The sequence below is a fragment of the Halarchaeum acidiphilum MH1-52-1 genome (genome assembly GCF_000474235.1).
GTDB lineage: Archaea > Halobacteriota > Halobacteria > Halobacteriales > Halobacteriaceae > Halarchaeum > Halarchaeum acidiphilum.
In genome coordinates this window covers 1-22568 of the sequence record NZ_BATA01000007.1, presented here as the reverse complement: position 1 = coordinate 22568, position 22568 = coordinate 1, and the positions used below count along the sequence as shown (strand labels likewise).

The 22568-nt window shown below is 70.8% G+C and carries 23 protein-coding genes and 1 pseudogene; 14 read left to right on the top strand and 10 right to left on the bottom strand.

Going from position 1 to position 22568, the window contains the following annotated elements:
• Positions 1–35 precede the first annotated feature (35 nt).
• Entirely contained in the window at positions 36–737 is a 702-nt protein-coding gene (locus AOZ13_RS02325) for a phosphoribosyltransferase (protein WP_020222253.1), read from the bottom strand.
• A gap of 142 nt (positions 738–879) precedes the next feature.
• On the opposite strand from AOZ13_RS02325, the gene AOZ13_RS02320 reads away from it, so the two are divergent.
• The 5 genes from AOZ13_RS02320 to AOZ13_RS02300 all read left to right on the top strand — a co-directional run bounded on the left by AOZ13_RS02320 (position 880) and on the right by AOZ13_RS02300 (position 6148).
• A complete protein-coding gene (locus AOZ13_RS02320; RefSeq protein ID WP_020222254.1) occupies positions 880–1110 on the top strand; it encodes a hypothetical protein in 231 nt (76 codons plus the stop codon).
• A 42-nt stretch (positions 1111–1152) separates the two neighbouring features.
• The gene (locus AOZ13_RS02315; protein WP_020222255.1) at positions 1153–2055 is read left to right on the top strand and encodes a PhzF family phenazine biosynthesis protein; all 903 of its coding nucleotides are present in this window, start codon (positions 1153–1155) and stop codon (positions 2053–2055) included.
• A gap of 112 nt (positions 2056–2167) precedes the next feature.
• Positions 2168–4411 (top strand): pyruvate, water dikinase, encoded by a 2244-nt coding sequence (gene ppsA, locus AOZ13_RS02310; protein ID WP_021779701.1) that lies wholly within the window; start codon positions 2168–2170, stop codon positions 4409–4411.
• 53 nt (positions 4412–4464) lie between these two features.
• Positions 4465–5532 carry a tyrosine decarboxylase MfnA gene (gene mfnA, locus AOZ13_RS02305; protein ID WP_021779700.1) on the top strand — a complete coding sequence of 356 codons (1068 nt, stop codon included), beginning with the start codon at positions 4465–4467 and terminating at the stop codon, positions 5530–5532.
• Between the two features lie 31 nt (positions 5533–5563).
• Positions 5564–6148, top strand: coding sequence for a YqaA family protein (locus AOZ13_RS02300; protein ID WP_020222740.1), 585 nt, complete (start codon positions 5564–5566; stop codon positions 6146–6148).
• Position 6149: 1 nt separating this feature from the next.
• Here AOZ13_RS02300 and AOZ13_RS02295 read toward each other — a convergent pair whose 3' ends face one another.
• Positions 6150–6341 (bottom strand): DUF5786 family protein, encoded by a 192-nt coding sequence (locus AOZ13_RS02295; protein ID WP_020222739.1) that lies wholly within the window; start codon positions 6339–6341, stop codon positions 6150–6152.
• Positions 6342–6532: 191 nt separating this feature from the next.
• On the opposite strand from AOZ13_RS02295, the gene metG reads away from it, so the two are divergent.
• Positions 6533–8611 carry a methionine--tRNA ligase gene (metG, locus tag AOZ13_RS02290; protein ID WP_021779698.1) on the top strand — a complete coding sequence of 693 codons (2079 nt, stop codon included), beginning with the start codon at positions 6533–6535 and terminating at the stop codon, positions 8609–8611.
• Between the two features lie 36 nt (positions 8612–8647).
• On the opposite strand, the gene AOZ13_RS02285 is transcribed toward metG, so the two are convergent.
• The 3 genes from AOZ13_RS02285 to AOZ13_RS02275 all read right to left on the bottom strand — a co-directional run bounded on the left by AOZ13_RS02285 (position 8648) and on the right by AOZ13_RS02275 (position 10310).
• On the bottom strand, positions 8648–9373 hold the full coding sequence (locus AOZ13_RS02285) for a tRNA (adenine-N1)-methyltransferase (RefSeq protein WP_020222651.1): 726 nt from the start codon (positions 9371–9373) through the stop codon (positions 8648–8650).
• Positions 9370–9753: a nascent polypeptide-associated complex protein gene (locus AOZ13_RS02280; protein ID WP_020222652.1), complete on the bottom strand. Its 384-nt coding sequence runs from the start codon at positions 9751–9753 to the stop codon at positions 9370–9372. Before AOZ13_RS02280 ends, AOZ13_RS02285 begins: the two co-directional genes overlap by 4 nt.
• A gap of 83 nt (positions 9754–9836) precedes the next feature.
• Positions 9837–10310, bottom strand: a complete 474-nt coding sequence (locus tag AOZ13_RS02275) for a PUA domain-containing protein (RefSeq protein ID WP_021779696.1) — start codon at positions 10308–10310, stop codon at positions 9837–9839.
• Positions 10311–10423: 113 nt separating this feature from the next.
• Here AOZ13_RS02275 and AOZ13_RS02270 point away from each other — a divergent pair, with 113 nt between their 5' ends.
• Positions 10424–10606 carry a hypothetical protein gene (locus AOZ13_RS02270; RefSeq protein ID WP_020222183.1) on the top strand — a complete coding sequence of 61 codons (183 nt, stop codon included), beginning with the start codon at positions 10424–10426 and terminating at the stop codon, positions 10604–10606.
• Here the strand turns inward: AOZ13_RS02270 and AOZ13_RS02265 are convergent.
• Both AOZ13_RS02265 and AOZ13_RS02260 read right to left on the bottom strand, forming a co-directional pair.
• Positions 10603–11100, bottom strand: coding sequence for a LabA-like NYN domain-containing protein (locus AOZ13_RS02265; protein ID WP_020222184.1), 498 nt, complete (start codon positions 11098–11100; stop codon positions 10603–10605). The genes AOZ13_RS02270 and AOZ13_RS02265 overlap by 4 nt on opposite strands.
• Positions 11101–11240: 140 nt before the next feature.
• Complete coding sequence (locus tag AOZ13_RS02260; protein WP_044957970.1) at positions 11241–11882, bottom strand: metallophosphoesterase family protein; 642 nt, start codon at positions 11880–11882, stop codon at positions 11241–11243.
• Positions 11883–12150: 268 nt separating this feature from the next.
• Between AOZ13_RS02260 and dapA the strand changes: the two genes are divergently transcribed.
• The 6 genes and pseudogenes from dapA to AOZ13_RS02235 all read left to right on the top strand — a co-directional run bounded on the left by dapA (position 12151) and on the right by AOZ13_RS02235 (position 17786).
• Complete coding sequence (gene dapA / locus AOZ13_RS02255; RefSeq protein WP_020222187.1) at positions 12151–13047, top strand: 4-hydroxy-tetrahydrodipicolinate synthase; 897 nt, start codon at positions 12151–12153, stop codon at positions 13045–13047.
• A complete protein-coding gene (gene dapB, locus AOZ13_RS02250) occupies positions 13044–13814 on the top strand; it encodes a 4-hydroxy-tetrahydrodipicolinate reductase (RefSeq protein ID WP_020222188.1) in 771 nt (256 codons plus the stop codon). Before dapA ends, dapB begins: the two co-directional genes overlap by 4 nt.
• Positions 13811–14659, top strand: a complete 849-nt coding sequence (locus AOZ13_RS02245; protein WP_020222189.1) for a 2,3,4,5-tetrahydropyridine-2,6-dicarboxylate N-succinyltransferase — start codon at positions 13811–13813, stop codon at positions 14657–14659. The genes dapB and AOZ13_RS02245 overlap by 4 nt, the downstream gene beginning before the upstream one ends.
• Entirely contained in the window at positions 14656–15924 is a 1269-nt protein-coding gene (gene lysA, locus AOZ13_RS02240; RefSeq protein WP_021779693.1) for a diaminopimelate decarboxylase, read from the top strand. Before AOZ13_RS02245 ends, lysA begins: the two co-directional genes overlap by 4 nt.
• Positions 15921–16716, top strand: a pseudogene (dapF, locus tag AOZ13_RS15580) (diaminopimelate epimerase). Before lysA ends, dapF begins: the two are co-directional and overlap by 4 nt.
• Positions 16713–17786, top strand: a complete 1074-nt coding sequence (locus tag AOZ13_RS02235) for a M20/M25/M40 family metallo-hydrolase (protein WP_049933737.1) — start codon at positions 16713–16715, stop codon at positions 17784–17786. Before dapF ends, AOZ13_RS02235 begins: the two are co-directional and overlap by 4 nt.
• On the opposite strand, the gene AOZ13_RS02230 is transcribed toward AOZ13_RS02235, so the two are convergent.
• Together AOZ13_RS02230 and purB are read right to left on the bottom strand one after the other, a co-directional pair.
• Complete coding sequence (locus tag AOZ13_RS02230) at positions 17783–18052, bottom strand: zinc ribbon domain-containing protein (RefSeq protein WP_020222251.1); 270 nt, start codon at positions 18050–18052, stop codon at positions 17783–17785. The genes AOZ13_RS02235 and AOZ13_RS02230 overlap by 4 nt on opposite strands.
• A gap of 50 nt (positions 18053–18102) precedes the next feature.
• Positions 18103–19473 carry an adenylosuccinate lyase gene (gene purB, locus AOZ13_RS02225; protein ID WP_020222250.1) on the bottom strand — a complete coding sequence of 457 codons (1371 nt, stop codon included), beginning with the start codon at positions 19471–19473 and terminating at the stop codon, positions 18103–18105.
• Positions 19474–19642: 169 nt separating this feature from the next.
• On the opposite strand from purB, the gene purN reads away from it, so the two are divergent.
• Positions 19643–21229 (top strand): phosphoribosylglycinamide formyltransferase, encoded by a 1587-nt coding sequence (purN, locus tag AOZ13_RS02220; protein WP_020222249.1) that lies wholly within the window; start codon positions 19643–19645, stop codon positions 21227–21229.
• A gap of 58 nt (positions 21230–21287) precedes the next feature.
• Here the strand turns inward: purN and AOZ13_RS02215 are convergent, their stop codons facing one another.
• Positions 21288–22352, bottom strand: coding sequence for a sensor histidine kinase (locus AOZ13_RS02215; protein WP_021779690.1), 1065 nt, complete (start codon positions 22350–22352; stop codon positions 21288–21290).
• Between the last annotated feature and the right edge of the window lie 216 nt (positions 22353–22568).

Below are 22568 nucleotides of genomic sequence, written 5' to 3'. Positions count from 1 at the left end.
GGTTTTCTGGGGACCGCTCGGTCCGCGGGGGCGACTCAGGTCTCCTCGCGGAGGAGCCACTCGTCCTCGGCCGACTTCACGAGGACGTCGCGTCGGACCATCTCCGAGAGGACTTCGTCGAGGCGGTTGGGCTGTGCGATCTCCATTTCGATGCGCTGGACGTCGTGGTAGTCGGCGAGGAGGTGGCGGATTTCGTCCTTCGCGTACGGCCCGTCGTCGTCCGTCGCCATGACGCCGCTGATGAGGTCGCTCATGTCCTCGATGAAGTTCCACGGGTAGACGACCCACGCCCACTGTTCGAGGCGCTCGCCGACGTAGTCCGGGTCGAACTCGCTCGTCCCGAGGAGCTGGAGGGTGGCGGTGCGGACGTCGTTCGCGCCGCGTTCCGCGACGTACTCGTGGGCGCGCTCGATGGAGCCGCCGGTGTCGGCGATGTCGTCGATGACGAGGACGTCCTTCCCCTCGACGGTGCCCTCCGGCATCGGGTAGCGGACCTCCGGCTCGTCGCTCTTCTCCGCGGTCCCGACGTAGTGCTCCATCTTCAGGCTCGTGAGGTCGTTCAGCCCGAGGAAGTCGCAGAGACACCGCCCGGCGAACCACCCGCCGCGGGCGAGCGCGACGATGACGTCGGGTTCGAAGTCGGCCCCCTTCACCTGCGTCGAGACGTCCCGGCAGAGTCCGTAGATGTATTCCCAGTTCGTGATCGTGCACGTGAAGTCGTCCGGGAGGTCGGCCATGTGATTATCTGCCCCGACGGGGCCGACGGCGCGGAGGACGTTAAGTGACCTGAAACGGGGGCGCGTCTCGCCCACCGCGTCTATAATGGACGAAAATTATATTTGTGTGGGGTTCGTGTCCCCCGTCGGCAGGAGAGTGACAATGGGTATCACACAACGGACGGGGCGGTGGACACTCGACGAGAAGGCGCCCGGGGTCTATCTGATCAAGCGGCGCGGCCGCCTCCGCGCGAAGGTCGTGACGGCGGCGTGCGACCCGGACGAGACGCTGGACTACCTTCTCGACGGCGGCGTCGAGGACGTCATCGAGGTCGACTGCGAGGCGGCCGCCCGCGAGCGCTTTCGCGACTACGTGGACGCCCGGGCGCGCTGAGGGAGCGCAGCGTTCAACTGCGCGGCGCGCGATGGGTGGTGCGTGCAGACCACACGCGCCCTCCTCTGTGATGCGTTCACCGATCGCCCGCTCGACGGCAACGCGGCCGGCGTCGTCCCGGACGCAGACGACCTGAGCGGCGCGCAACGGCAGGCGATCGCGCGCGAACTGGGCGCGAGCGAGACGGCGTTCGTGACCGCGAGCGAGGACGCCGAGCGCCGACTGCGCTATCACACGCCGACGACGGAGGTCGACCTCTGCGGGCACGCGACGATCGCCGCGCACGCGCACCTCCGCGACGCGGGCGTCATCGAGCCGGGGGACCACACGGTCGAGACGAACGTCGGCGTCCTCGACGTCGAGATCGAGGAGTCCGGCACCGTCTGGATGCGACAGCGCGATCCGACCATCCGGCAACGGCCCGACCTCGACGCGGAGCGGGTCGCGAACGCCCTCGGCGTCGACGCGCTGTCGTTCGTGGACGACCTCCCCGTCGCCGTCGCCGACACCGGTCTCCCCTTCCTCGTCGTCGGTCTCGACTACCTCGCGACGCTCGGCGACGCCGACCCCGACGACGACGCGCTGCGCGACCTCTGCGAGGAGGTCGGCGCGGAGGGCGTCTACGCGGTCACGCTCGACACGCTCGAACGCGAGTCGACGCTCCACGCCCGCGCGTTCTGCGCGCCCGTCGGGATCCGCGAGGATCCGGTGACGGGAACGGCCGCCGGCGCCGCGGGCGCGTACCTCGACGAGATCGGCGCGTTCGGCGGCGATCAACCGGACGAGATGGTCTTCGAGCAGGGACACTACGTCGATCGGCCCGGAACGGTCCGCGTGCGCGTCGACGCCGAGGGCGTCCGCGTCGGCGGGACGGCCGCGGCGGCGCTCGACGGCGAACTGACCGTTCCGGACGACGAGGAGACCGACGACATCATCGAGGCGTAGCGCGGCGGCTTCGCCGCCGCGAACGGCGATTAACTCGAATTCGAATACATAATGTCAGCGAGTCGAGACCCGAAACGACTATTTCCGGGTGTGCTGTCTTTCCGCGTGCCTAATGCCAGTACGTTGGCTCGCAGACATCAGTGCCGAGGACGTGCCGAGCGTCGGCGGGAAGGGCGCGTCGCTGGGAGAGCTCACGCAGGCCGGTCTCCCGGTTCCGTCCGCGTTCGTCGTGACCGCCGACACGTATCGGGCGTTCCTCGAGGAGTCGGGGGTGGCCGACGAACTGTTCGCGGCCCTCGACGTCGATCCCGAGGACTCGACGGCGCTCGCGGACGCCGCCGCGACCGCGAAGGAGCTGATCCTCGACGCGGAAATGCCCGAGGAGGTCCGCGAGACCGTGCTCGCCGCCTACGACGACCTCGGGGACGATCCGTTCGTCGCCGTGCGCTCCTCAGCGACGGCGGAGGACCTGCCGGACGCGAGCTTTGCCGGCCAGCAGGAGACCTACCTCAACATCGAGCGCGACGAACTGCTCGATCGCGTGAAGCGCTGCTGGGCGAGCCTGTTCACCCAGCGCGCGATCTACTACCGCGAGGAGCAGGGCTTCGACCACGAGCGCGTCGACATCGCCGTCGTCGTCCAGCGGATGGTCGACGCCGAGAAGTCCGGCGTGATGTTCACGAGCCACCCCTCGACGGGCGCGCCGACGACGATCGTCGAGGCCGCGTGGGGGCTGGGCGAGGGCGTCGTCTCCGGCAGCGTCTCCCCGGACAACTACGTCATCGACCGCGAGAGCGACGAGATCGAGGACGTGACCGTCGCGACGAAGAAGACGCTCGTCGAGCGCGACCCCGAGACGGGCCAGACGACGGAGCGCGACGTCAGCGAGGCGCGCCGCGACGCGCGCGTCCTCGACGAGTCGGAGCTGGAGGAGCTACTCGCGCTGGGCGAGCGCGTCGAGGACCACTACGGCACCCCGCAGGACGTCGAGTGGGCGATCGCCGACGGCGAGGTGTACATGCTCCAGTCGCGCCCGATCACGACCATCGACGAGTCGAACAGCGGCACGACGCACGAGAGCGACGGCGAGACGCTCGTCTCCGGTCTCGGCGCGAGTCCCGGCGTCGCCTCGGGGGCGGCGCGCATCGTCGGCGGTCTCGACCAACTCGACAAGGTCGGACAGGGCGACGTCATCGTCACGTCGATGACGACGCCGGACATGGTGCCCGCGATGAAGCGCGCGTCCGGCATCGTCACCGACGAGGGCGGGATGACGAGCCACGCCGCCATCGTCTCGCGCGAGCTCGGCGTCCCCGCCGTGCTCGGGACGGAGACCGGGACCCAAGTGCTCAGCGACGACCAGCCGATCACGATCGACGGCGATCGCGGGACGGTCGAGGCCGGCACCGCGGAGCCGGAGGAGGAGCGCGAGCCGGTCGAGGACGCGCGTCCGACGACGCCCGTGAAGCCCATGACGGCGACGGAGGTGAAGGTGAACGTCTCGATTCCGGAGGCCGCGGAGCGCGCGGCCGCGACGGGCGCGGACGGCGTCGGCCTGCTGCGCACCGAGCACATGATCCTCTCGACGAACGTCACGCCCGAGCGCTACGTCGAGAAACACGGCGAGCGGGCGTACACGGACGAGCTCGTCGAGGGCATCCGCACCGTCGCGGACGAGTTCTACCCCCGGTCGGTGCGCGTGCGCACGCTCGACGCGCCGACGGACGAGTTCCGCCAGCTCGAGGGCGGCGAGGACGAGCCGCACGAACACAACCCGATGCTGGGCTATCGCGGCCTGCGGCGCTCGCTCGATGAGTCGGAGCTGTTCCAGCTCGAACTCGCGGCGTTCGCCCGGCTCTACGAGATGGGGTACGACAACGTCGAGGTGATGTTCCCGCTCGTGAACGACGGCCGCGACGCCCGCGCGGCGCGCGACGCCCTCGCGGCCGCCGGCGTCGACACGGAGAAGCGCCGCTGGGGCGTGATGGTGGAGACGCCCGCCGCGGCGCTCTGCGTCGGGGAGTTCTGCGACGCCGGCGCGGACTTCGTCTCCTTCGGGACGAACGACCTCACCCAGTACACGCTCGCGGTCGATCGGAACAACGAGCGCGTCTCCGATCGCTTCGACGAACTCCACCCGGGCGTGCTCGCGCTCATCGAGGGCGCCATCGAGACGTGCCGGGAGCGCGACGTCGACACCTCGATCTGCGGGCAGGCCGGCTCGAAGCCCGAGATGGTGGACTTCCTCGTCGAGCGCGGCGTCTCCTCGATCAGCGCGAACGTCGATGCGGTGCGCGACGTCCAGCACGAGGCCAAGCGCGTCGAGCAGCGCCTCATCCTCGACTCCGTGCGCTGAGGCGGGAGGCGCCGAACGGACAGCTTAAACGGCCACCGCGGTATCGCGTACGTATGGACGCGACGCCGCAGGAGTTCGACCGCGTGCTCTCCTCGATGTGTACGCGCCCGCACCCCGCGGCCGCCCGCGCGGCGGAGCGCTTCCTCGCCGACAACCCCGGCGATCCCGCCACCTACCCGGACGTCGCGACGCTGGAGGAGCGCGCGGTCGCGACGCTCGGGGACGTCACCGGTCTCGACGATCCCGCGGGATACGTCGCGAGCGGCGGCACGGAGGCGAACCTGCAAGCGGTCCGGGCGGCCCGCGACCGCGCGGCGAGCGGCGATCCGACCGTCGTCGCGCCGACGAGCGTGCATTTCTCGTTCCAGAAGGCCGCGGACGTCCTCGGCGTCGACCTCCACCTCGTCCCCGTCGACGACGACCACCGGGCGGACACGGACGCGCTCGCGGCCGCGATCGACGACGACACCGCGCTCGTCGTCGCCGTCGCCGGCACCACGGAGTTCGGTCGCGTCGATCCGATCCCGGAGGTCGGGTCGATCGCGCGCGAGGCGGGGGCACGCTTCCACGTCGACGCCGCGTGGGGCGGCTTCCACCTGCCGTTCACCGATCACGCGTGGCACTTCGGCCACGCGTCGCTCGACACGCTCACCATCGACCCGCACAAGGTCGGGCGCGCGCCGATCCCCGCCGGGGGGTTCCTCGCGCGCGACGAGGCGACGCTCGACGCGCTCGCCGTCGAGACGCCGTACTTGGAGACGACGTCGCAGGCGACGCTGACGGGAACGCGCAGCGGGGCGGGCGTCGCCGGCGCGGCCGCCGCGCTCGACGAGCAGTGGCCGGACGCGTACGAGGAGAACCACGAGCGCGCGGCGGCGAACGCCGTCCATCTCGCGGAACAGTTGACGGATCGGGGGTACGACGTCGTCGCCCCCGAACTCCCGCTCGTCGCCTTCTCGCTTTCCGACGCGGAGTTCGACGCCGCTCGCGACGCGGGCTGGCGTCTCTCGCGAACCGGGAGCGGCGAGGCCCGCGTCGTCTGCATGCCACACGTCACCCGCGCGATGCTCGACGCGTTCCTCGACACGCTCGACGCCGCGCGCGTCGGCGCGAGCGGGTGATCCGGCCGTGGCACCGCTCCCCGCCCGCGCGGTGACGTCGCACTTCACCGCCGCGGTCGCGTCCGCGCCGCTCACCGTCCCGCTCGCCCTCCCGATCGACATCCTCGGCATCCAGCACCTCGTCGAGACCGCGACCGGCCCGATCGCCCTCATCGTCGTCGCCGTCTACTCCTTCCTCATCGCCGTCGTCCTCCCGCTCCCGAGCGAAGTCGTCCTCGTCCCCGCCACGAGCCTCGATCTGGGATTCAGCTATCCCGTGCAGCTCGTCCTCGTGATGCTCGCGAGCGGCGTGGGGAAGGCGGGCGGGAGCGTCCTCGCGCTCTACATCGGACGCGGCGCGAGCCACTCGGGACCGGTGACGACCCTCCTGCGCCGCGCCGGCTACGATCCCGTGGCGTGGTCGAAACACCGCGTCGTCGACCTCGTGCGGGCCTACGGCTACGTCGGTCTCGCGCTCGGTCTCACCGTCCCGGGCTTCCCCGACACCCTCTCCATCTACGCGTTCAGCGTCCTCGAGAGCGACTATCTGAAGTTCGCCGCCGCGACGTTCGCCGGGAGCGTCGGCCGGCTCGTCGTCACCGTCCTCCTCGTCGAGGGGACGCTCGCCGTGGTGTGAGCTACGGCTCGTCGTCGCCGTCGTCCTTCATGTCCTGCAGCCGGTCGACGAGTTCGCCGCTCGTCGCCCCGGTGTCGAAGCTAACGCTCCCGTCGTGGTCGTTCTCGTGGACGCTCACGGCGTCGTCGTCGTCGTAGTCGGTGTCCGCGTTCTGGTTCTCCTGCTCGGACTCGTCGTAGCTACCGAATCCCATGTGTAACGTATCGGTATGCAACAGGTAAAGGCGCGTCGTTCCGAGCGCCGGATCGGCGGACGGCGGCGCGACCGGTGCCCTCGAAAGGCCGCGCTCGACATACCTAAGCCACTCGTTCGACCGCCGGCCGCGACGGCGATGCCGGCACCGAATCCACGGGATTTAGGCCGACACGGATCGGTGATGGAAGTATGACCCACGACGAGTTCCCCACGGACAACCCCGCGCTCGTGACCTGCGGGCTCCCGTACGCGAACGGGGACCTGCACGTCGGCCACCTCCGAACGTACGTCAGCGGCGACGCGTTCAGCCGCGCGCTCCGGACGCTCGGCCAGCGGACGGCGTTCGTCTCCGGTTCGGACATGCACGGGACGCCCATCGCCGTGAACGCCGAACAGGAGGGCGTCAGTCCCGAGGAGTTCGCGCTGCGCCACCACGAGCAGTACGAGGAGACGTTCCCCCGGTTCAACGTCGACTTCGACAACTACGGGCACACGCACGACGAGACGAACGTCGAACTCACGCAGGCGTTCGTGCGGACGTGGGAGGAGAACGACCACGTCTACGAGAAGGAGATCCAAGTCGCCTACGACCCCGAGGCCGACCAGTGGCTCCCCGACCGCTACGTCGAGGGCGAGTGCCCCTACTGCGGCGAGCACGCCCGCGGCGACGAGTGCGACGAGGGGTGTCAGCGCCACCTCGAACCCGGCGACATCGTCGATCCCGTCAGCACGCTCACCGGCAACCCCGCCGAGTACCGCGAGCGCGAGCACGAGTTCCTCCGGCTCTCCGAGTTTCAGGAGTACCTCGAAGGGTTCATCAACCGGCTGGAGGGGACGAGCAACGCCCAGAACCAACCCCGCGAGTGGATCGAGGGCGACCTACAGGACCTCTGCATCACCCGCGACATGGACTGGGGGATCGACTACCCGGGTGACGGGGAGGACGACCTCGTCCTCTACGTCTGGGTGGACGCGCCCATCGAGTACGTCGCCTCCAGCAAGCAGTACAGCGAACGGGTCGGCACGGACACCTACGACTGGGAGGAGGTCTGGCGGGACGGCGACTCGGAGATCGTCCACGTCATCGGCCGCGACATCATCCAGCACCACACGGTGTTCTGGCCGTCGATGCTCCGCGCCGCCGAGTACAACGAGCCGCGCGCCGTCTGCGCGACCGGCTTCGTCAACCTCAACGGGAAGGCCTTCTCCACCTCGCGCAATCGCGCCATCTGGGCGGACGAATACCTGCAAGAGGGCTTCCACCCCGACCTCCTGCGCTACTACCTCGCCACGGCCGCGGGTTTCGAGCGCGACGTCAACTTCTCGTGGGAGCGCTTCCAAGAGCGCGTCAACTCCGAGCTCGCGGACGTCGTCGGCAACTTCGTCAACCGCGCGCTCCTCTTCGCCGCGCGCAACTTCGACGGCACGCCCGACGCCGAGCTGACGGACGAGACGGAGACGCGCATCGCGGAGGCGATGGACGACTACGAGGACGCGCTCAACGACTACGACGTCCGCGCGGCCGGCGAGACCGCCGTCGCCCTCGCGCGCTACGGCAACGAGTACATCCAGAACGCGGAGCCGTGGAAGCTCGACGCCGATGAGGCCGCGCCCGTCATCCGCGACTGCGTGCAGCTCGTGAAGGCCGTCGCGGTGCTCCTCCAGCCGATCACGCCCGAGAAGGCCGAGGAGGCGTGGGATCAGCTCGACGCCGACGGAAGCGCCGCCGACGCCACCGTCGGCGACTGCCTGCAGGCCACGCCCGACTCCTTCGCGGAGCCGGACGGCCCGCTCTTCGAGAAGATCGACGACGAGCGCGTCGCCGAACTCAACGAGAAGCTCGAAGCGCGCGTCGAAGAGGCGAGCGCGGACGAGGAAGAGGGTGAGACGGTGGAGAGCGGCGAAGACGAGAGCGAGAGCGAGAGCGCCGACGTCGAAGCGCTCGTCGAGGAGCGCGTCGGCTTCGACGACTTCGAGGCGCTCGACCTCCGCGTCGGGCGCGTCGACGGTGCGGAGGGCATCGAGGGCGCGGACAAGCTCGCGCGCCTCACCGTCGATATCGGCGTCGAGACCCGCCAGATCGTCGCCGGCATCAAGCAGCTCCACGACCTCGATGAGCTTCCCGGAACGAAGGTCATCGTCGTCGCGAACCTCGAACGGGCCGAGCTGTTCGGCGTCGAATCGAACGGCATGGTGCTCGCCGCGGGCGAGGACGCGGACCTCCTCACGACGCACGGCGACGCGGAACCCGGGACGCGCGTCAAGTAGGGCTTCGTTCCCGCTTCGAGTCGCCCCGCCTTCGCCCTACGGCTTGCGCGCGAACGTCAGATACCCCGTGTGGCCGACGCCGCGCGTCGAGGGGCGCGAGCCGCGTTCGTCGAAGTCCATCGCGCGCTGGATGGTCTCGATCGTGTCGACGTCCGCGAGACCGGCCGCCTCGGCGGCCTCGTGGCTCGCGCGGGCGTTCTCGACGAACGGCGAGTAGACGGCGACGTAGCCGCCGGCGACGAGGTGCTCGTCGAGGCGGGCGACGACGTCCGGGGCGTCCGCGGTGTCGAGCGTCACGAGGTCGAACGACCCGAGTTCGTCGAGTTCCTCGGTGACGTCGCCGGCGCGGACCTCGACGGCGTCCTCGACGCCCGCGAGGACCATGTTCTCGCGGGCGACGTCGGCGAACTCCGCGCGGGCCTCGAAGGTGAGGACGTCCGCGCCGAGGCGCCCGAGGTAGGCCGCGAGGACGCCCGTTCCCGTACCGGCGTCGAGAACGCGATCGTCCGCGGCGGCGCCCGTCTCGCCGACGACGATGCCGATGTCCTTCGGCATCATCGGCGCGCCCGTCCGTTCGAGGTGATCGAAGAGATCCGGGCCGCGCAGCGAGCGCACGGTGAACGCCTCGCCGAGATGCGTCTCGACGACCTGCCCCCGGTCGGGATCCTCGGGGACGTCCACGACGCCGAGATCGGTGTGGAGTTCCTCGCCGGGGTGACAGAGGAACTCGCGGTCGTCGCGAACGAGGAGGAACGCCCTCACTCCAGCGTGTCGATGGCGGTCGCGAGGTCGCCGTCCGCGCCCTTCAGCGCCGCGCGGGCCTCCTCGGGGCTCGCGCCCGTCCGCTGGACGACGATCTCGACGTCGTCGTCGGGGATCTCGGGTTCCCCGGCGTCCGCCGCCTCGCCGCCGGACTCGACGGCCGCGGTGGCCTCGCGCTCCTCGGGTTCGCCGAGGATCTGGTAGGTCTCCTGTCCGCGGGCGTCCATCTGTGTGACGTCCGCGTCCGAGAAGACGAGTTCGCGCCCGTCGGCCGTCGTGATGACGACCTCCTCGGCGTCGATCTCGGTGACGTCGATTCCCATCTGCTCCATCATCTGCTGCATCTTCCGGGGGTTCATCCCGCCGCCTCCTCCGAACATACCAACTCCTCCGATCGCCCGGGGGAAAAACACTACGGGTCACGAGCGCGCTGCGGGTCGTTCGCGACGATTCGCGGGACCGACTACTGCGTTCCGGCCCCCTCTCTGATCTTGACTGCCATCCCGGTGTCGAAGTCCCGGACGGCTTCGGCGTCGAGTTCGAGGCGGCCGACGGCGATGACGTGGCCGTCCTCGTGCACGACGACGACTTCGTCGCCGGCGCGGCCCTCCGGGTCGACGTCGGTGACGAACTTCGCGAAGACGTTCTTGCCGTCGCGGACGAACGGTTCGCTCTCGTCGCCGACGACGACGCGACACGCGGGCGCCGCGAGGGCCGCGTGGAGGCGACCGCCGCCGGCGAGACCGAGCGTGAAGCGCCCGTCCGTGCCGAGCGAGACGAGGCGCGCGCCGTCGCGCGTGGAGACCTGCCGGGGCCGCCCGGACTTCGAGCGATCGACGTCGTACGTCTCGTCGTCGGGGAACAGCGCCGCGCCGGCGCCCGCGCGGAACTGGTAGTCGGCGATCGTCCGCAGGGTCCGTCGTTCTGCGTCCTCCATCGCCCCGTTCTCCGCGCGACGCGGGGATGTACCCTTCGGACGGGTGACGCCCCGCGGACGGGATCGGCGAAGAGAGGTGGGCTTATGTGCCGGGCGATCAAAAATCGGTCACGATGGAAACGAAGACGCTCGCGGGACTGCCGATCCTCGTGATCGCGGCGGCGTTGCTGCTGTGGACGACCCTCACGATGAAGACCGTCAGCCCGATGACGCTCGGCGTCAGCGTGGTCGCGGCGGTCGGTCTCGCCGTCGGGTCGCTCCTCGTCGGGACGTCCGTCGAGGGACGCTCCGTCTAGAGCAGCACCGACTCGGCCCGCTCGCCCATGTCCGTGAAGTCGTCGGCGGCCGCGATCAGCTCGTCGGCGGTGGACGCGCGGAACCCGAACACCTCGACGCGGACGCCCTCGTGACGGAGGTGGTGACAGAGCCGCGAGAAGTCGCCGTCGCCCGTGCAGAGAACGACGGTATCGACCTTCTCCGCGAGCGTGACGGCGTCGAGACTGATCCCGACGTCCCAGTCGGCCTTCTTCGACCCGTCGCCGAACGTCTTGATGTCCTTGATCTTCGCCTCGAAGCCGATGTCGCGGAGCGCTTCGAAGAAGCTCTCCTCCTGCGGGGAGTCGGCGCGGATGACGTAGGCGATGGCGCGGACGAGTTCGCGCCCGTCCACGGTGGCGTCGAGGAGTTCGGCGTAATCGACGTTCTGCGAGTGGAGGCTGTGAGAGGAGTGATAGAGGTTCTGCGCGTCGGCGAGGACGGCGACGCGCTGTGCGGGGTGGATCTCGGCCATCTGTCGTATCTGTCGCGTGAGTTCGGTGCTCGCGCGTAAAGAGGCTACGCACGGACGCGGACCCGGCGGCGAACTACGCGCGGACGCGGACCCGGACGCGGACCCGGCGGCGAATCGTCACGCCGCGGGCGTCGGACGCGTCACGCGTCGGGGGTCTCGTGGCGCGTGAGCGCGAGCGTCGCGGGATCGAGCGCGTAGTAGGACTCCCAGACGGGCGCGACGGTGACGACGCGGGTGTCGCCGAACGTCGATTCGGTGTGCTCGTGGTGGTGGCCGACGAGGCAGAGGTCGGGCGAGAGCGCCGTCAGCAGGTCGTCGATGTGGGTACAGCCGACGTCGTACTCCTCCGAGACCGGCGTGCCGTGGGGCGCCTCGTGGGTGAGGAGGACGTCGACGTCGTCGAGGGCTGTCGCGCGCTCGACGTCCTCGCGAACGAAGTGCCGGCGGCGCTCGTCGACGAGCGCGGATCGGGGCTTGTCGTACTGCGTCGGGGCGTAGTTGCCGGAGAGACCGGCGACGCGGAGTCCCTCGACGTCGACGGCGTCGCCCGCGAGGAGGCGGGCGTTCTCGACGTCCGTGGAGCGGACGCGGCCGTGGCGGAGCGCGTCGACGACGTCGAAGTCCTCGTTGTTGCCCGCGACGAAGTACGTGCACACTGGGAGGTCGTAGTAGCCGAGGTCGCCGCACTGGAGGGCGACCGACTCGTCGGCCGCGCGGTAGGCCGCGAAGAGTGCCCGACGGCGGGCGGAATCGGTCGCGTGAGCATCGCCGAGGACCAGCATCGTTCCGGACGTGTCGGCCACGAAGGCATAAATCCACGGACGGGCGACAGACATATCACGGTGGACGTCACTACGTGAGCGTATGACCGTCGCTCGCGGGGGTGCGGTAGAACTCACCGTCGCGAGCGACGGCGTTCGCGTCTTCTCGCGCGTCGCTAAACGCGGCCGCACCGACTCGCTGCGGGCGTAGCGTCCCCGTCTCGGGTCACCGTGGCTACGCGATGACGCACCGTTTTACCACCCCTGAGTCACGACACACTACACACGCATGCCCACGACACGACACCCGACGACCGGTACGTTCGTCGCGATGACGACGCCGTTCGAGGACGACGTTGAGCGCATCGACCACGACCAGCTCGCCGCCGACGCGAAGCGCCTCGCCGGCGCGGGCGTCGACGGACTCGTCCCGGCGGGATCGACCGGCGAGTCCGCGACGCTGACGCACGACGAGCACGTCGAGGTCGTCGAGACCGTCGTCGACGCCGTCGACGTCCCCGTCATCGCTGGCGCGGGATCGAACTCGACGCACGAGGCCGTCTCGCTCGCCGGCCGCGCCGCGGACGCCGGCGCGGACGCCCTCCTCCTCATCTCGCCGTACTACAACAAGCCCGAACCCGAGGGGATGGAGCGCCACTATCGGCGCATCGCGGACGCCGTCGATCTGCCGCAGATCGTCTACAACGTCCCCTCGCGGACCGGCCGCTCGATCGACGTCGAGACGACGGTCGCGCTCGCCGAACACGAGAACGTCGTGGGCTATAAGGCCGCGAGCGGCGACGTCGGTCTCATCTCCGAGGTCATCGAACGCACGCGGGAGGAGGAGTTCTCGGTGCTCTCCGGCGACGACGGCATGACGCTCCCGCTCCTCTCCATCGGCGGGACCGGTGTCATCAGCGTCGCCGCGAACGTCGAACCCGAGCGGATGGGCGCGCTCGTCGACGACGCGCTCGACGGCGAGTACGCGCTCGCGCGCGAACGCCATCACGAACTCGGCCCGCTCTTTCGCGCGCTCTTCGACGAGACGAACCCCATCCCGGTGAAGGAAGCGATGGACGTCTGGGGGTACGGTCCCGCGGCGCTGCGCGACCCGCTCTCGCAGGCGACGCCGGAGACCCGCGAGACGCTCGAAGCCATCCACGCCGCGCTGGAGGGCGAGCGATGACCCCGCGCGTCGCCGTCACGGGCGCCACGGGGCGGATGGGTCGCACGGTCCTCTCGGTCGCGCGCGATCGCGGGATCGACGTCGCGTTCGCCGTGAACCGCGACGCGTCGGGCGAGCACGTCGAGGGCGTGCCCGTCCGGCCGAGCGCGGAGTTCGAGGCGCTGCTCGACGAGGAGCGCCCGGACGCCGTCGTGGACTTCACCGGTCCCGACGCGACGGTGGCGTTCGCGGGCGCCTGCGCGACGTCCGGCGTCCCGCTCGTCACCGGCACCACCGGCTTCTCCGAGGCCGACGTCGCGGCGCTGGAGGAAGCGAGCATCGACGCGCCGATCCTCGTCGGCGCGAACTTCTCGCGCGGCGTGCAGGCGCTCCTCGACGCCGTCGAGAGCGCGGTGACGGACCTCCCGGAGTACGACGTCGAACTGACGGAGACCCACCACGACGGGAAGCGCGATGCGCCCTCCGGGACCGCGAAGGTGATCCTCGATCGCATCGAGGGGGCGAGGGACGCGGCGAGCGAGCGCGTCCACGGCCGCGAGGGCGAGGCGCCCCGTGACGACGACGAGATCGGCGTCCACGCCCGGCGCGCGGGCGACATCACGGGCGAGCACGAGGTGCTCCTCGCGGGGAACCACGAGGCGCTCGAACTGACGCACCGAGCGGGGTCCCGCGACGTCTTCGCGGAGGGCGCGTTGGACGCGGCCGCGTGGATCGCGACGCAACCGGCGGACTATTACCGCTTCGAGACAATCGCCAGCCAACTGTGAGCCGAAGCCACGATTCGCTCGAAGCCGACGTGGAGGACCTCTGGGAACGCGTGCAGACCGAGGACGTCGGTCCCGCCGACCTCGAAGCGTCCGACGCCGACACGATCGACGCCTTCCTCGAAGCGCTCGAAGCCGGTGAGGTGCGCGCCGCCGAGAAGCGCGGCGGCGAGTGGGAGGCCGTCGAGTGGGTGAAACGCGGCGTCCTGCTGAACTTCTCGCTGCGCGAGACCGAGCCGCGCGAGTACGGCGGCGTCACGTACCACGACGTCCTGCCGCTGCGCGAGACGACCGACCTCGGCGAGCGCGGCACGCGCAACACGCCGGACGGCACGACGCTCCGCCGCGGCGCCTACGTCGGGTCCGACGCCATCCTGATGTCCCCGGCGTTCGTGAACATCGGCGCGCACGTCGGCGACCGGACGCTCGTCGACTCCTGCGACACCGTGGGGTCATGCGCGCAGATCGGACGAGACGTGAAACTCGGCGCGAACACGCTCATCGGCGGCGTCCTCGAACCCGTCGAGGACGCGCCCGTCGTCGTCGAGGACGGCGTCTCGCTGGGCGCCGGCTGTCGCGTCACCTCCGGTTTCGTCGTCGGCGAGGACTCCGTCGTCGGCGAGAACACGCTCCTCACGCCGCGCATTCCCGTCTACGATCTCGTCGAGGAGGAGGTCATCTACGGGCATCTTCCGCCGGAGCGCCGCGCGTTCACGCGCTTCGTCGAGTCCTCCGTCGGCGAGCACGACCTCTTCGACGGCGGCGCGTACAAGCCCGCGGTCGTCGCGACCGACCTCGAAGCGAGCACGCTCGAGGCCAGCCAGCGCGAGGAGGCGCTCCGGGAGTGAGCGGGGACGGAGACGGCGGCGCGTCGGTCAGACGGCTCGCGGACTGGGACGCCGACCGGCTGCGCGCGCTCGCCGAGGAGTACGGCACGCCCCTCTACGTCGACGACCTCGCGCGGGTCCGCGCGAACCACGCGCGCCTCGCGGCGGCGTTCCCGGACGCCGAGGTGCTGTTCGCGGTGAAGGCCAACGCGGGCGCCCACGTCCTGCGGGCGCTCCGCGACGCCGGCGCGGGCGCGGAGTGCGCGAGCGCGGGCGAACTCGCGCGCGCCCTCGACGCCGGGTTCGATCCCGCTGACGTCCACTACACGGCGGTCAACCCACCTGCTGAAGATCTCGACTACGCGGTCTCGGTCGCGGCGGCGCATCCCGCACTCACCGTGACGGCGGGCGCGCGCGACACGATCGAGCGCCTCGACGAACGGGGCTTCTCGGGGCGCTTCTGTCTGCGCGTCCACCCCGGCGTCGGCGCCGGCCACAGCGAGTCGGTGTCGACGGGGAAGGACGCGAAGTTCGGCGTGCCGGCCGACGAGGCCGTCGAGGTGCTCGCGGACGCCGACTCGCGCGGATTCGACGTCGTCGGCGTCCACGCGCACGCGGGGAGCGGCATCGCGAACGACCAGCTGGACGAGCACGCGCGCGTCGTCGCGACGCTCGCGAACGTGGCGCGCGCCACCGCCACCGACCTCGACCTCGAGTTCGTGGACGTCGGGGGCGGCTTCGGCGTCCCCTATCACGAGGACGAAGCGCCGCTCGACCTCGATGCCGTCGCCGAGCGGACGCGCGACGCGCTCGACGGCGTGGACGCGACGCTCACGATCGAGCCGGGGCGCTACCTCGTCGCTGACGCGGGCGTCCTCCTCACAGAGGTGAACACCGTGAAGCGCGTGTCCGAATCCGTGATCGCGGGCGCGGACACCGGCATGACGACGCTCGTCCGGCCGGCGATGTACGGCTCGTACCACCCGATCCGCTCGCTCGTCGCGGACGACAGGCCGACCGAGGAGGTTTCAGTCGTCGGGCCCGTATGCGAGAGCACGGACGTCCTCGGCGAGGCGCGCGACCTCCCGGCGCCGGAGCGCGGCGACCTGCTCGCCGTGGGGAACGCTGGCGCGTACGGCGTCGAGATGGCCTCACAGTACAACTCGCGCCCGCGGCCGGCGGTGGTCGCGCTCGACGGCGGCGAGAGCGGGGTCGCGCGCCGCCGCGAGACGCTCGCGGACGTGACGCACGCCGAGGACACGGCCGACACCTACCAAGAGCCATGACGAACTACGACGTCTACCACGGCACCGGCAACGACTTCGCGGTCGTCGACGCCGACGAGCAGGTCGAGAAGACGGCGTTCGGCACCGACCTCTGTCGGACGCTCGACGTCGACGGGACGCTCTTCCTCGACATCAGGGACGGCGGCGAGCGCGCGACGATGACGCTCGTCCAGCCGGACGGGTCGCGCGCGGCGATGTGCGGCAACGGCGCGCGCTGCGCCGCGAAGTGGGTGAGCGAGCGCACCGGGCGCGACGTCGTCACCCTCGAAACGGGCGCCGGCCCGCGGCGCTGCACGGTCGAGGGCGACACCGTGACGGTCGAGATGGGGACGCCGACGTTCGATCCCGAAGACGTCCCGCTCGCCCGCGAGGCGGCGCTCGTCGAGGCGGACCTCGACGGACGCACCGTCACGGCCGTGAACACCGGCGTCCCGCACGCCGTCGCGTTCGTGGACGACGTCGACGCCGTGGATCTCGGCGCGATGGCGCCGCCGATCCGCCACCACGAGGTCTTCCCGGAGCGCGAACGTGAACCTCGCGACCGCGCGGGACGACGGCGGCTTCGATCAGCGCACCTTCGAGCGCGGCGTCGAGGGCGAGACCGAGGCCTGCGGGACGGGCGCGCTCGCCATCGCCGTCGTCGCCTCGCGTCTCGGATTGGTCACCGAGACGGGCGACGTCACGGTCTCGCCGCCCGGCGGCGACCTCGAAATCGGGCTTCGCGAGGACGGCACGACGACCCTGCGCGGCCCGACCGAGCGCGTTCTGCGCGGCGAGGTGCCCGACGCGTGAGCGTCGAGCCGATCGATTTCCTCGAACGCGCCGTCGCGACGCCCTCGCACGGGGACGTCGACGCGATGCGCACGTTGCTCGTGGACGCACTCGCCGACGCGGGCGTCGCGGCGCGCGTGGACGACGCGGGGAACACGCTCGCGTCGAAAGGCGGCGAGCGCGAAGGCCCACACGTCGTGTTGAACACGCACATCGATACGGTGCCGCCGCACATACCTCCAAAGCGGGACGGCGACGTCTTGCGCGGTCGGGGATCGTGCGACGCGAAGGGCCCGCTCGCGGTGCTCTTCGCGGCGTTCCTCGCGACGGAGCCCGAGCGCGGGACGCTGACGCTCGCGGTGACGCCGGACGAGGAGACGGATTCGACGGGCGCCGATCGCTTGGATCTCGACGCCGACTGCTACGTCGTCGGGGAGCCGACCGAACTCGACGCCTGCACGGCGGCGCGCGGGCGCTTTCAGGGGACGGTGACGCTCTCCGGCGTCGCGGCGCACGCCGCCGAACCGGAGTCCGGCGTCTCCGCCGTGCAGGGGGCGGCGGCGGCGCTCCGGGCGCTGGAGTCGTTCGACGCAGAGCGCGGCCCGGACGCCCACCCGTCGCTCGGGTCGGCGACGCTCACGGCGACGACGATCGAGGGCGGCGAGGCGACGAACCAGATCCCCGCCGCGTGCTCGTTCGTGATCGACCGGCGCTCGGTCCCGCCGGAGACCGCGACGGGATTCTTCGACGGCCTGCGCGAGCACCTGCGCGCGGCGGTCCCCGCCGACGTCGGTCTCGACGTCGAGCCACAGGAACGGACGACGCCCTTCCTCGAGGCGTTCGCGACGAGCCACGACAGCGACGTCGTGCGCGCGCTCTGCGGGGCGGGCGCGGGCGATCCGCGTCCGTTCGGCGCGGCGACCGAGGCGTCGTACTTCGCGCGCGACGCCCCGACCGTCGTCTTCGGGCCGGGCTACCTCGCGGACGACGAGGGCGCGGTCGCGCACGCCGAACGCGAGTACGTCGACTGTGGGGAGGTCGAGACGGGCGCACGGATCGTCGCGGACGCCCTCGACGCGCTGCTCGCCTAGCCGAAGAAGACGTCCACGACGTCGCTCCCCCGATTTCGGACGTCGCGATACAGCTCCGTGTAGCCGCAGTTCTCGCAGGTGACGGTCTCGAAGTTGTTCGTCTGCACGTCGAACATCTTGGAGAGGCCGGAGCCGGTCGTGGAGATCGAGCCGGTCGTCGCATCCTCGTGCCCACACTTCGGACAGCCGTAGTCGTCGGTGTCGTTGTCGGCACCGCCATCAGCGTCGGCGCCACCATCTGTCGCGGGGGTCTCAGGGTCGGACATCGCGGACGGGAGTGCACCTGCCGAGGATAAAATTCTTCCGCGCGTCCCGCTCAGACGTCGCGAGCGAGGTCGGCGGCGACGCCCGTGTAGCCGGCGGGCGTGAGCGCGCGGAGTTCGTCGCGGACGTCCTCCGAGACGTCGAGTTCGTCGAAGAGGTCGCGGAAGTCGGCGATGGTGACGCGCTCGCCGCGCGTGAGGGCCTTCACGCGCTCGTAGGCCTCGGTGTCGCCCTCGCGGCGGAGAATCGTCTGGACGGCCTCACCGATGACCTCGGGGGTGTCCTCTAAGTCCTCGCGCATCACCCGCTCGTTCGGGACGACCTTCGCGAGGCCGTCCTGCAATTTGACGTAGCCGAGCAGGCAGTAGGCGAAGGCCGCGCCGACGTTGCGCTTCACCGTGGAGTCGGAGAGGTCGCGCTGGAGGCGGGACGTCGGGAGGTAGTCGGCGAGGAAGGCGAGGTCGCTGTTGGCCTTCGAGAGATTGCCTTCGGAGTTCTCGAAGTCGATGGGGTTGACCTTGTGGGGCATCGTCGAACTCCCGGTCTCCGATTTCGCCGCTTCCTGCCCGAGGTAGCGCTGGGAGACGTAGGTCCAGACGTCCCGATCGAGGTCGAGGAGGACGGTGTTGGTCTCGCGGAGGGCGTCGAAGAGCGCGGCGAGGTCGTCGGAGGGGTTCACCTGCGTCGTGGGTTCGACGTGGTCGAGACCGAGGGAGGCGACGAAGTCGCGGGAGAAGGCGCGCCAGTCGACGTGAGAGTAGGCGGCGTGGTGGGCGGCGTAATCGCCGGACGCGCCGGCGAGTTTGCCGGCGAGACCGTCGGCGGCGGCCTGCACGTCCGCGAGCGTGCGGCCGAGGCGGGCGGCGTAGACCGCCATCTCCTTGCCGAAGGTTGTGGGCGTCGCGGGCTGGCCGTGGGTACGCGCGAGCATCGGCGTGTCCGCGTAGTCGTGGGCGAAGCCGACGAGATCGTCGCGAATCTCGCGGAGTTCGGGGAGGAGGACGTCGGTGACGGCGGGCTTGAGCAGGAGGCGGTAGGCGAGGTTGTTGACGTCCTCACTGGTGAGCGCGAAGTGGATCCACTGGTGGACGCGCTCGGGGGCGTGCTCGCGGACGAAGTACTCGACCGCCTTCACGTCGTGGTTCGTGGCGGCGTAGGTGTCGGTGCCCTCCGTCTCGATCCGTTTGACGAGCCGCGCCGAGTCGGCGTCGAAGGAGTCGTAGGCGTCGCGGAGCGCGGCGCGTTCGGGCTCCGAGAGTTCGAGGGGCGTGGCGTCGAGGTCGGCGAGCGCGCAGAGGTACTCGACTTCGACGCGGACGCGCGCACGCATCAGGGCGGCCTCGCTCGCGTAGTCGGCGAGCGGGGCGGTCCGCGAGGCGTAGCGTCCGTCCAGCGGCGAGACGGCGTCGAGGGGGTCCGGCATGGTCGTCACTCCCGCTCGGCGGCCCAAAAGCGTGCCGGTCCGGATCGCCACGTGCGTGCATAGACGGCGCGAACGACGGCCGGAGATGGCGAGAATCTATGCCCGTTCGTGCATACCTCGTCCGCGAGAACCGCAACCCCTTTCGGCGTGGCGGTCGCGACCCACGGGTATGAAGCTCGCCGGCATGGCCAGCAACCGCGGACGGAATCTGCGACACGTCGCCGATCGCGCGCCGGGCGGCGCCGAGTTCTCGGTGATCCTGACGAACGACGCGGACGCGCCCGTGCTCGACGCCGCCGCGGAGCGCGACATCCCGACCGAGGTCGTCGAGCGCGCGGACGGCGAATCCCGCGAAGCGCACGAGGAGCGCGTCCTCGACACGCTCGACGGGTACGACGTCGATCTCGTCGCCCTCGACGGCTACATGCGCGTCCTCACGGAGACGTTCCTCGATGCGGCGCCGACGACGCTGAACGTCCACCCGAGCCTCCTGCCGTCCTTCCCCGGCGAGGACGCCCACGAGCAGGTCCTCGACGCCGGCGTGAGCGTGACGGGCGCGACGGTCCACGTCGTCACCGAGGCGGTCGACGCCGGCCCGGTCGTCACGCAGGAGCCGGTGCCCGTCTACGCGGACGACGACGCCGCGGCGCTGAAGGATCGCGTGCTCTACGACGCGGAGTTCAAGGCCTACCCCCGCGCGATCGGGTGGTTCGCGACGGGCGAGGCCGAGGTCGTCGACGGCGAGGTCGCCGTCGAGGCGGACGCCGCCGAAGCGTTCCCGATCCGACGGATCGAGGGCGCGGACCGCGCCGCCGACCTCCGCTACGGGGAGAACCCCCATCAGGACGCCGCCGTCTACGGCGACGCGTCCTGCGAGGAGCCGAACGTCGTCGCCGCCGACCAGCTCAACGAGGGCGCGAAGGCCCTCTCCTACAACAACTACAACGACGCCGACGGCGCGCTGAACCTCATCAAGGAGTTCGAGGAGCCGGCCGCGGCCGTCATCAAGCACACGAACCCCGCGGGATGCGCCACGGCCGACACGCTCGCCGAGGCCTACGCGGACGCCCTCGCTACCGACCCGATGAGCGCGTTCGGGGGTATCGTCGCCCTCAATCGCCCGTGCGACGAGGAGACCGCCGAGCTGATCATCGATTCGTTCAAGGAGGTCGTCGTCGCGCCCGGGTACAGCGACGCCGCGCTCGACGTCCTCTTCGAGAAGGACAACCTCCGCGTGCTCGACGTCGGCGGCGACGAACTCGGTCCCGACGTCGTCTCCGAGACTCACACCGACCAGTCCCTCGTCGGCGGGCGACTCGTGCAGGAGCGCGATACGTGGGCGCCCACCGAGAGCGACCTCGAGTTCGTCACCGACGTCGAACCCACCGAGGAGCAAGTCGAGACGATGCTGTTCGCGTGGAAGGTCCTGAAGCACGTGAAGTCGAACGGCGTCCTCTTCGCGACGGACACGGAGACCGTGGGCGTCGGTATGGGGCAGGTCTCGCGCGTGGACGCGGTCCGCCTCGCCGCGATGAAGGCGGACGAGCACGCCGAGGGCAAGGACGCGGCGGGCGCCGTCATGGCCTCTGATGCGTTCTTCCCGTTCCCGGACGGCATCGAGGAGGCCGCCGAGGCCGGGATCGAGGTCGTCATTCAGCCCGGCGGCTCGGTCAACGACGACGACGTCATCGAGGCCTGTGACGAACACGGCATCGCGATGGCGTTCACGGGCAATCGGACGTTCCGCCACAGCTGAGGCCAGTCGCGGAGCCACGTCGTCGGCACGCAGTCCGTTCACTCTCCTCGCTCGCCCGTCACGGTCCCGTGAGCCGCGGGTCCCGCCGATCCGGGGGCGTCGGCGCCCGCGGGTCGGTGACGAACTCGATGCGCGCACCGCCGGTGTCGGCCTCGCCGATGCGGGCGTCCCAGCCGTGGACGTGGGCGATGCGACCGACGACGGGGAGTCCGTAGCCCGTGCCCGCCTCGACGGCAGTCTCGCCGAGCGTGAAGACGCCGTCGCGGCGCGCGGACGGGATACCGGGACCGTCGTCGGCGACGTAGAAGCCGGATTCGTCGTCACCCCTGAAGCCGCCGACACGGACGGTGACGGCGTCCTCCGGACCGGCGGCGTGGTCGATCGCGTTCTCGAAGAGGCGTTCGAGGGCGTCGCCGAGGAGGTCGGCGTCGCCGACGATCGAGTCGGAGTCGCGGACGTCGAGGGTCGCGTCGCTCGACGCGGCGTCGAGGCGGGTCCACGCGGCGCGCGCGATCGCATCGAGGTCGAGGTCGTCGCGGGCGACGCCGGCGCGGCCGACGCGGAGGTAGGCGACGGCGTCGATGATGGCGCTGTCCGCGCGCTCGATGGCGTCGGCGACGCGAGCCTTCGGGGTGCGGCCCTCGACGTCCGCGTCGGGGAGCATGTCGAGCCAGCCGCTCGCGACGGTGAAGTGATTGCGGAGATCGTGGCTGAGGACGGCGGCGCTCGCCCGGAGGGACGACTCGCGCTCGCGGAGGGCGCGTCGAGCGGCGGCGTGCTCGGTGACGTCGCGGTGTTCGACACGGATGTATCGCTCCCCGCCGGCGTCGAAGGTCGCGGCGCGAAAGCGATACCGGCGACGGACGCCGTCGACGGCGCGGTCGTACGCGACGCTCGACGACCCGCCGTCGGCGAGGACGGTGCGGAGGGCGGCGGCGACGTCGGGTGCGGCGTCCTCGATCGCGGCCGCGTAGTCGACACCCGGAGACGCGTCGACGCCAAAGTGCGCGTCGGCGTCCCACCGGTCGTTCGTCGTGACGAGGACGCCGTCGGCGTCGAGGAGGGCGATGGGGTCGGCGGCGGCGTCGAACGCCCCGTCGAGGACGGGAGCGGGGTCGTCCATACGCGGTCCCTTCGCGTGCGTGACCCAAAGGCGTTCGGCCCGGTTCGGACGCCGCGAGCGGGGGACGTGAGGCGGTGGCGCGGTATCCGACACGCATTTGACCGCCGGAGCGGACGTATCGGTATGCGCTACGACGAGGCCGCGAACTTCCTCCTCGACCTCCAACGGTTCCGCCCCCGGGCCGGGACCGAGGGGGTCGCGGAGCTGCTCTCGACC

Coding starts and splice junctions, on each gene's coding strand:
- AOZ13_RS02325 (WP_020222253.1), bottom strand. CDS start 737: ATGGCCGACCTCCCGGACGACTTCACGTGCACGATCACGAACTGGGAA.
- AOZ13_RS02320 (WP_020222254.1), top strand. CDS start 880: ATGGGTATCACACAACGGACGGGGCGGTGGACACTCGACGAGAAGGCG.
- ppsA (WP_021779701.1), top strand. CDS start 2,168: ATGCCAGTACGTTGGCTCGCAGACATCAGTGCCGAGGACGTGCCGAGC.
- mfnA (WP_021779700.1), top strand. CDS start 4,465: ATGGACGCGACGCCGCAGGAGTTCGACCGCGTGCTCTCCTCGATGTGT.
- AOZ13_RS02295 (WP_020222739.1), bottom strand. CDS start 6,341: ATGGGATTCGGTAGCTACGACGAGTCCGAGCAGGAGAACCAGAACGCG.
- metG (WP_021779698.1), top strand. CDS start 6,533: ATGACCCACGACGAGTTCCCCACGGACAACCCCGCGCTCGTGACCTGC.
- AOZ13_RS02280 (WP_020222652.1), bottom strand. CDS start 9,753: ATGTTCGGAGGAGGCGGCGGGATGAACCCCCGGAAGATGCAGCAGATG.
- AOZ13_RS02275 (WP_021779696.1), bottom strand. CDS start 10,310: ATGGAGGACGCAGAACGACGGACCCTGCGGACGATCGCCGACTACCAG.
- AOZ13_RS02270 (WP_020222183.1), top strand. CDS start 10,424: ATGGAAACGAAGACGCTCGCGGGACTGCCGATCCTCGTGATCGCGGCG.
- AOZ13_RS02265 (WP_020222184.1), bottom strand. CDS start 11,100: ATGGCCGAGATCCACCCCGCACAGCGCGTCGCCGTCCTCGCCGACGCG.
- AOZ13_RS02260 (WP_044957970.1), bottom strand. CDS start 11,882: ATGCTGGTCCTCGGCGATGCTCACGCGACCGATTCCGCCCGCCGTCGG.
- dapA (WP_020222187.1), top strand. CDS start 12,151: ATGCCCACGACACGACACCCGACGACCGGTACGTTCGTCGCGATGACG.
- dapB (WP_020222188.1), top strand. CDS start 13,044: ATGACCCCGCGCGTCGCCGTCACGGGCGCCACGGGGCGGATGGGTCGC.
- AOZ13_RS02230 (WP_020222251.1), bottom strand. CDS start 18,052: ATGTCCGACCCTGAGACCCCCGCGACAGATGGTGGCGCCGACGCTGAT.
- purB (WP_020222250.1), bottom strand. CDS start 19,473: ATGCCGGACCCCCTCGACGCCGTCTCGCCGCTGGACGGACGCTACGCC.
- purN (WP_020222249.1), top strand. CDS start 19,643: ATGAAGCTCGCCGGCATGGCCAGCAACCGCGGACGGAATCTGCGACAC.
- AOZ13_RS02215 (WP_021779690.1), bottom strand. CDS start 22,352: ATGGACGACCCCGCTCCCGTCCTCGACGGGGCGTTCGACGCCGCCGCC.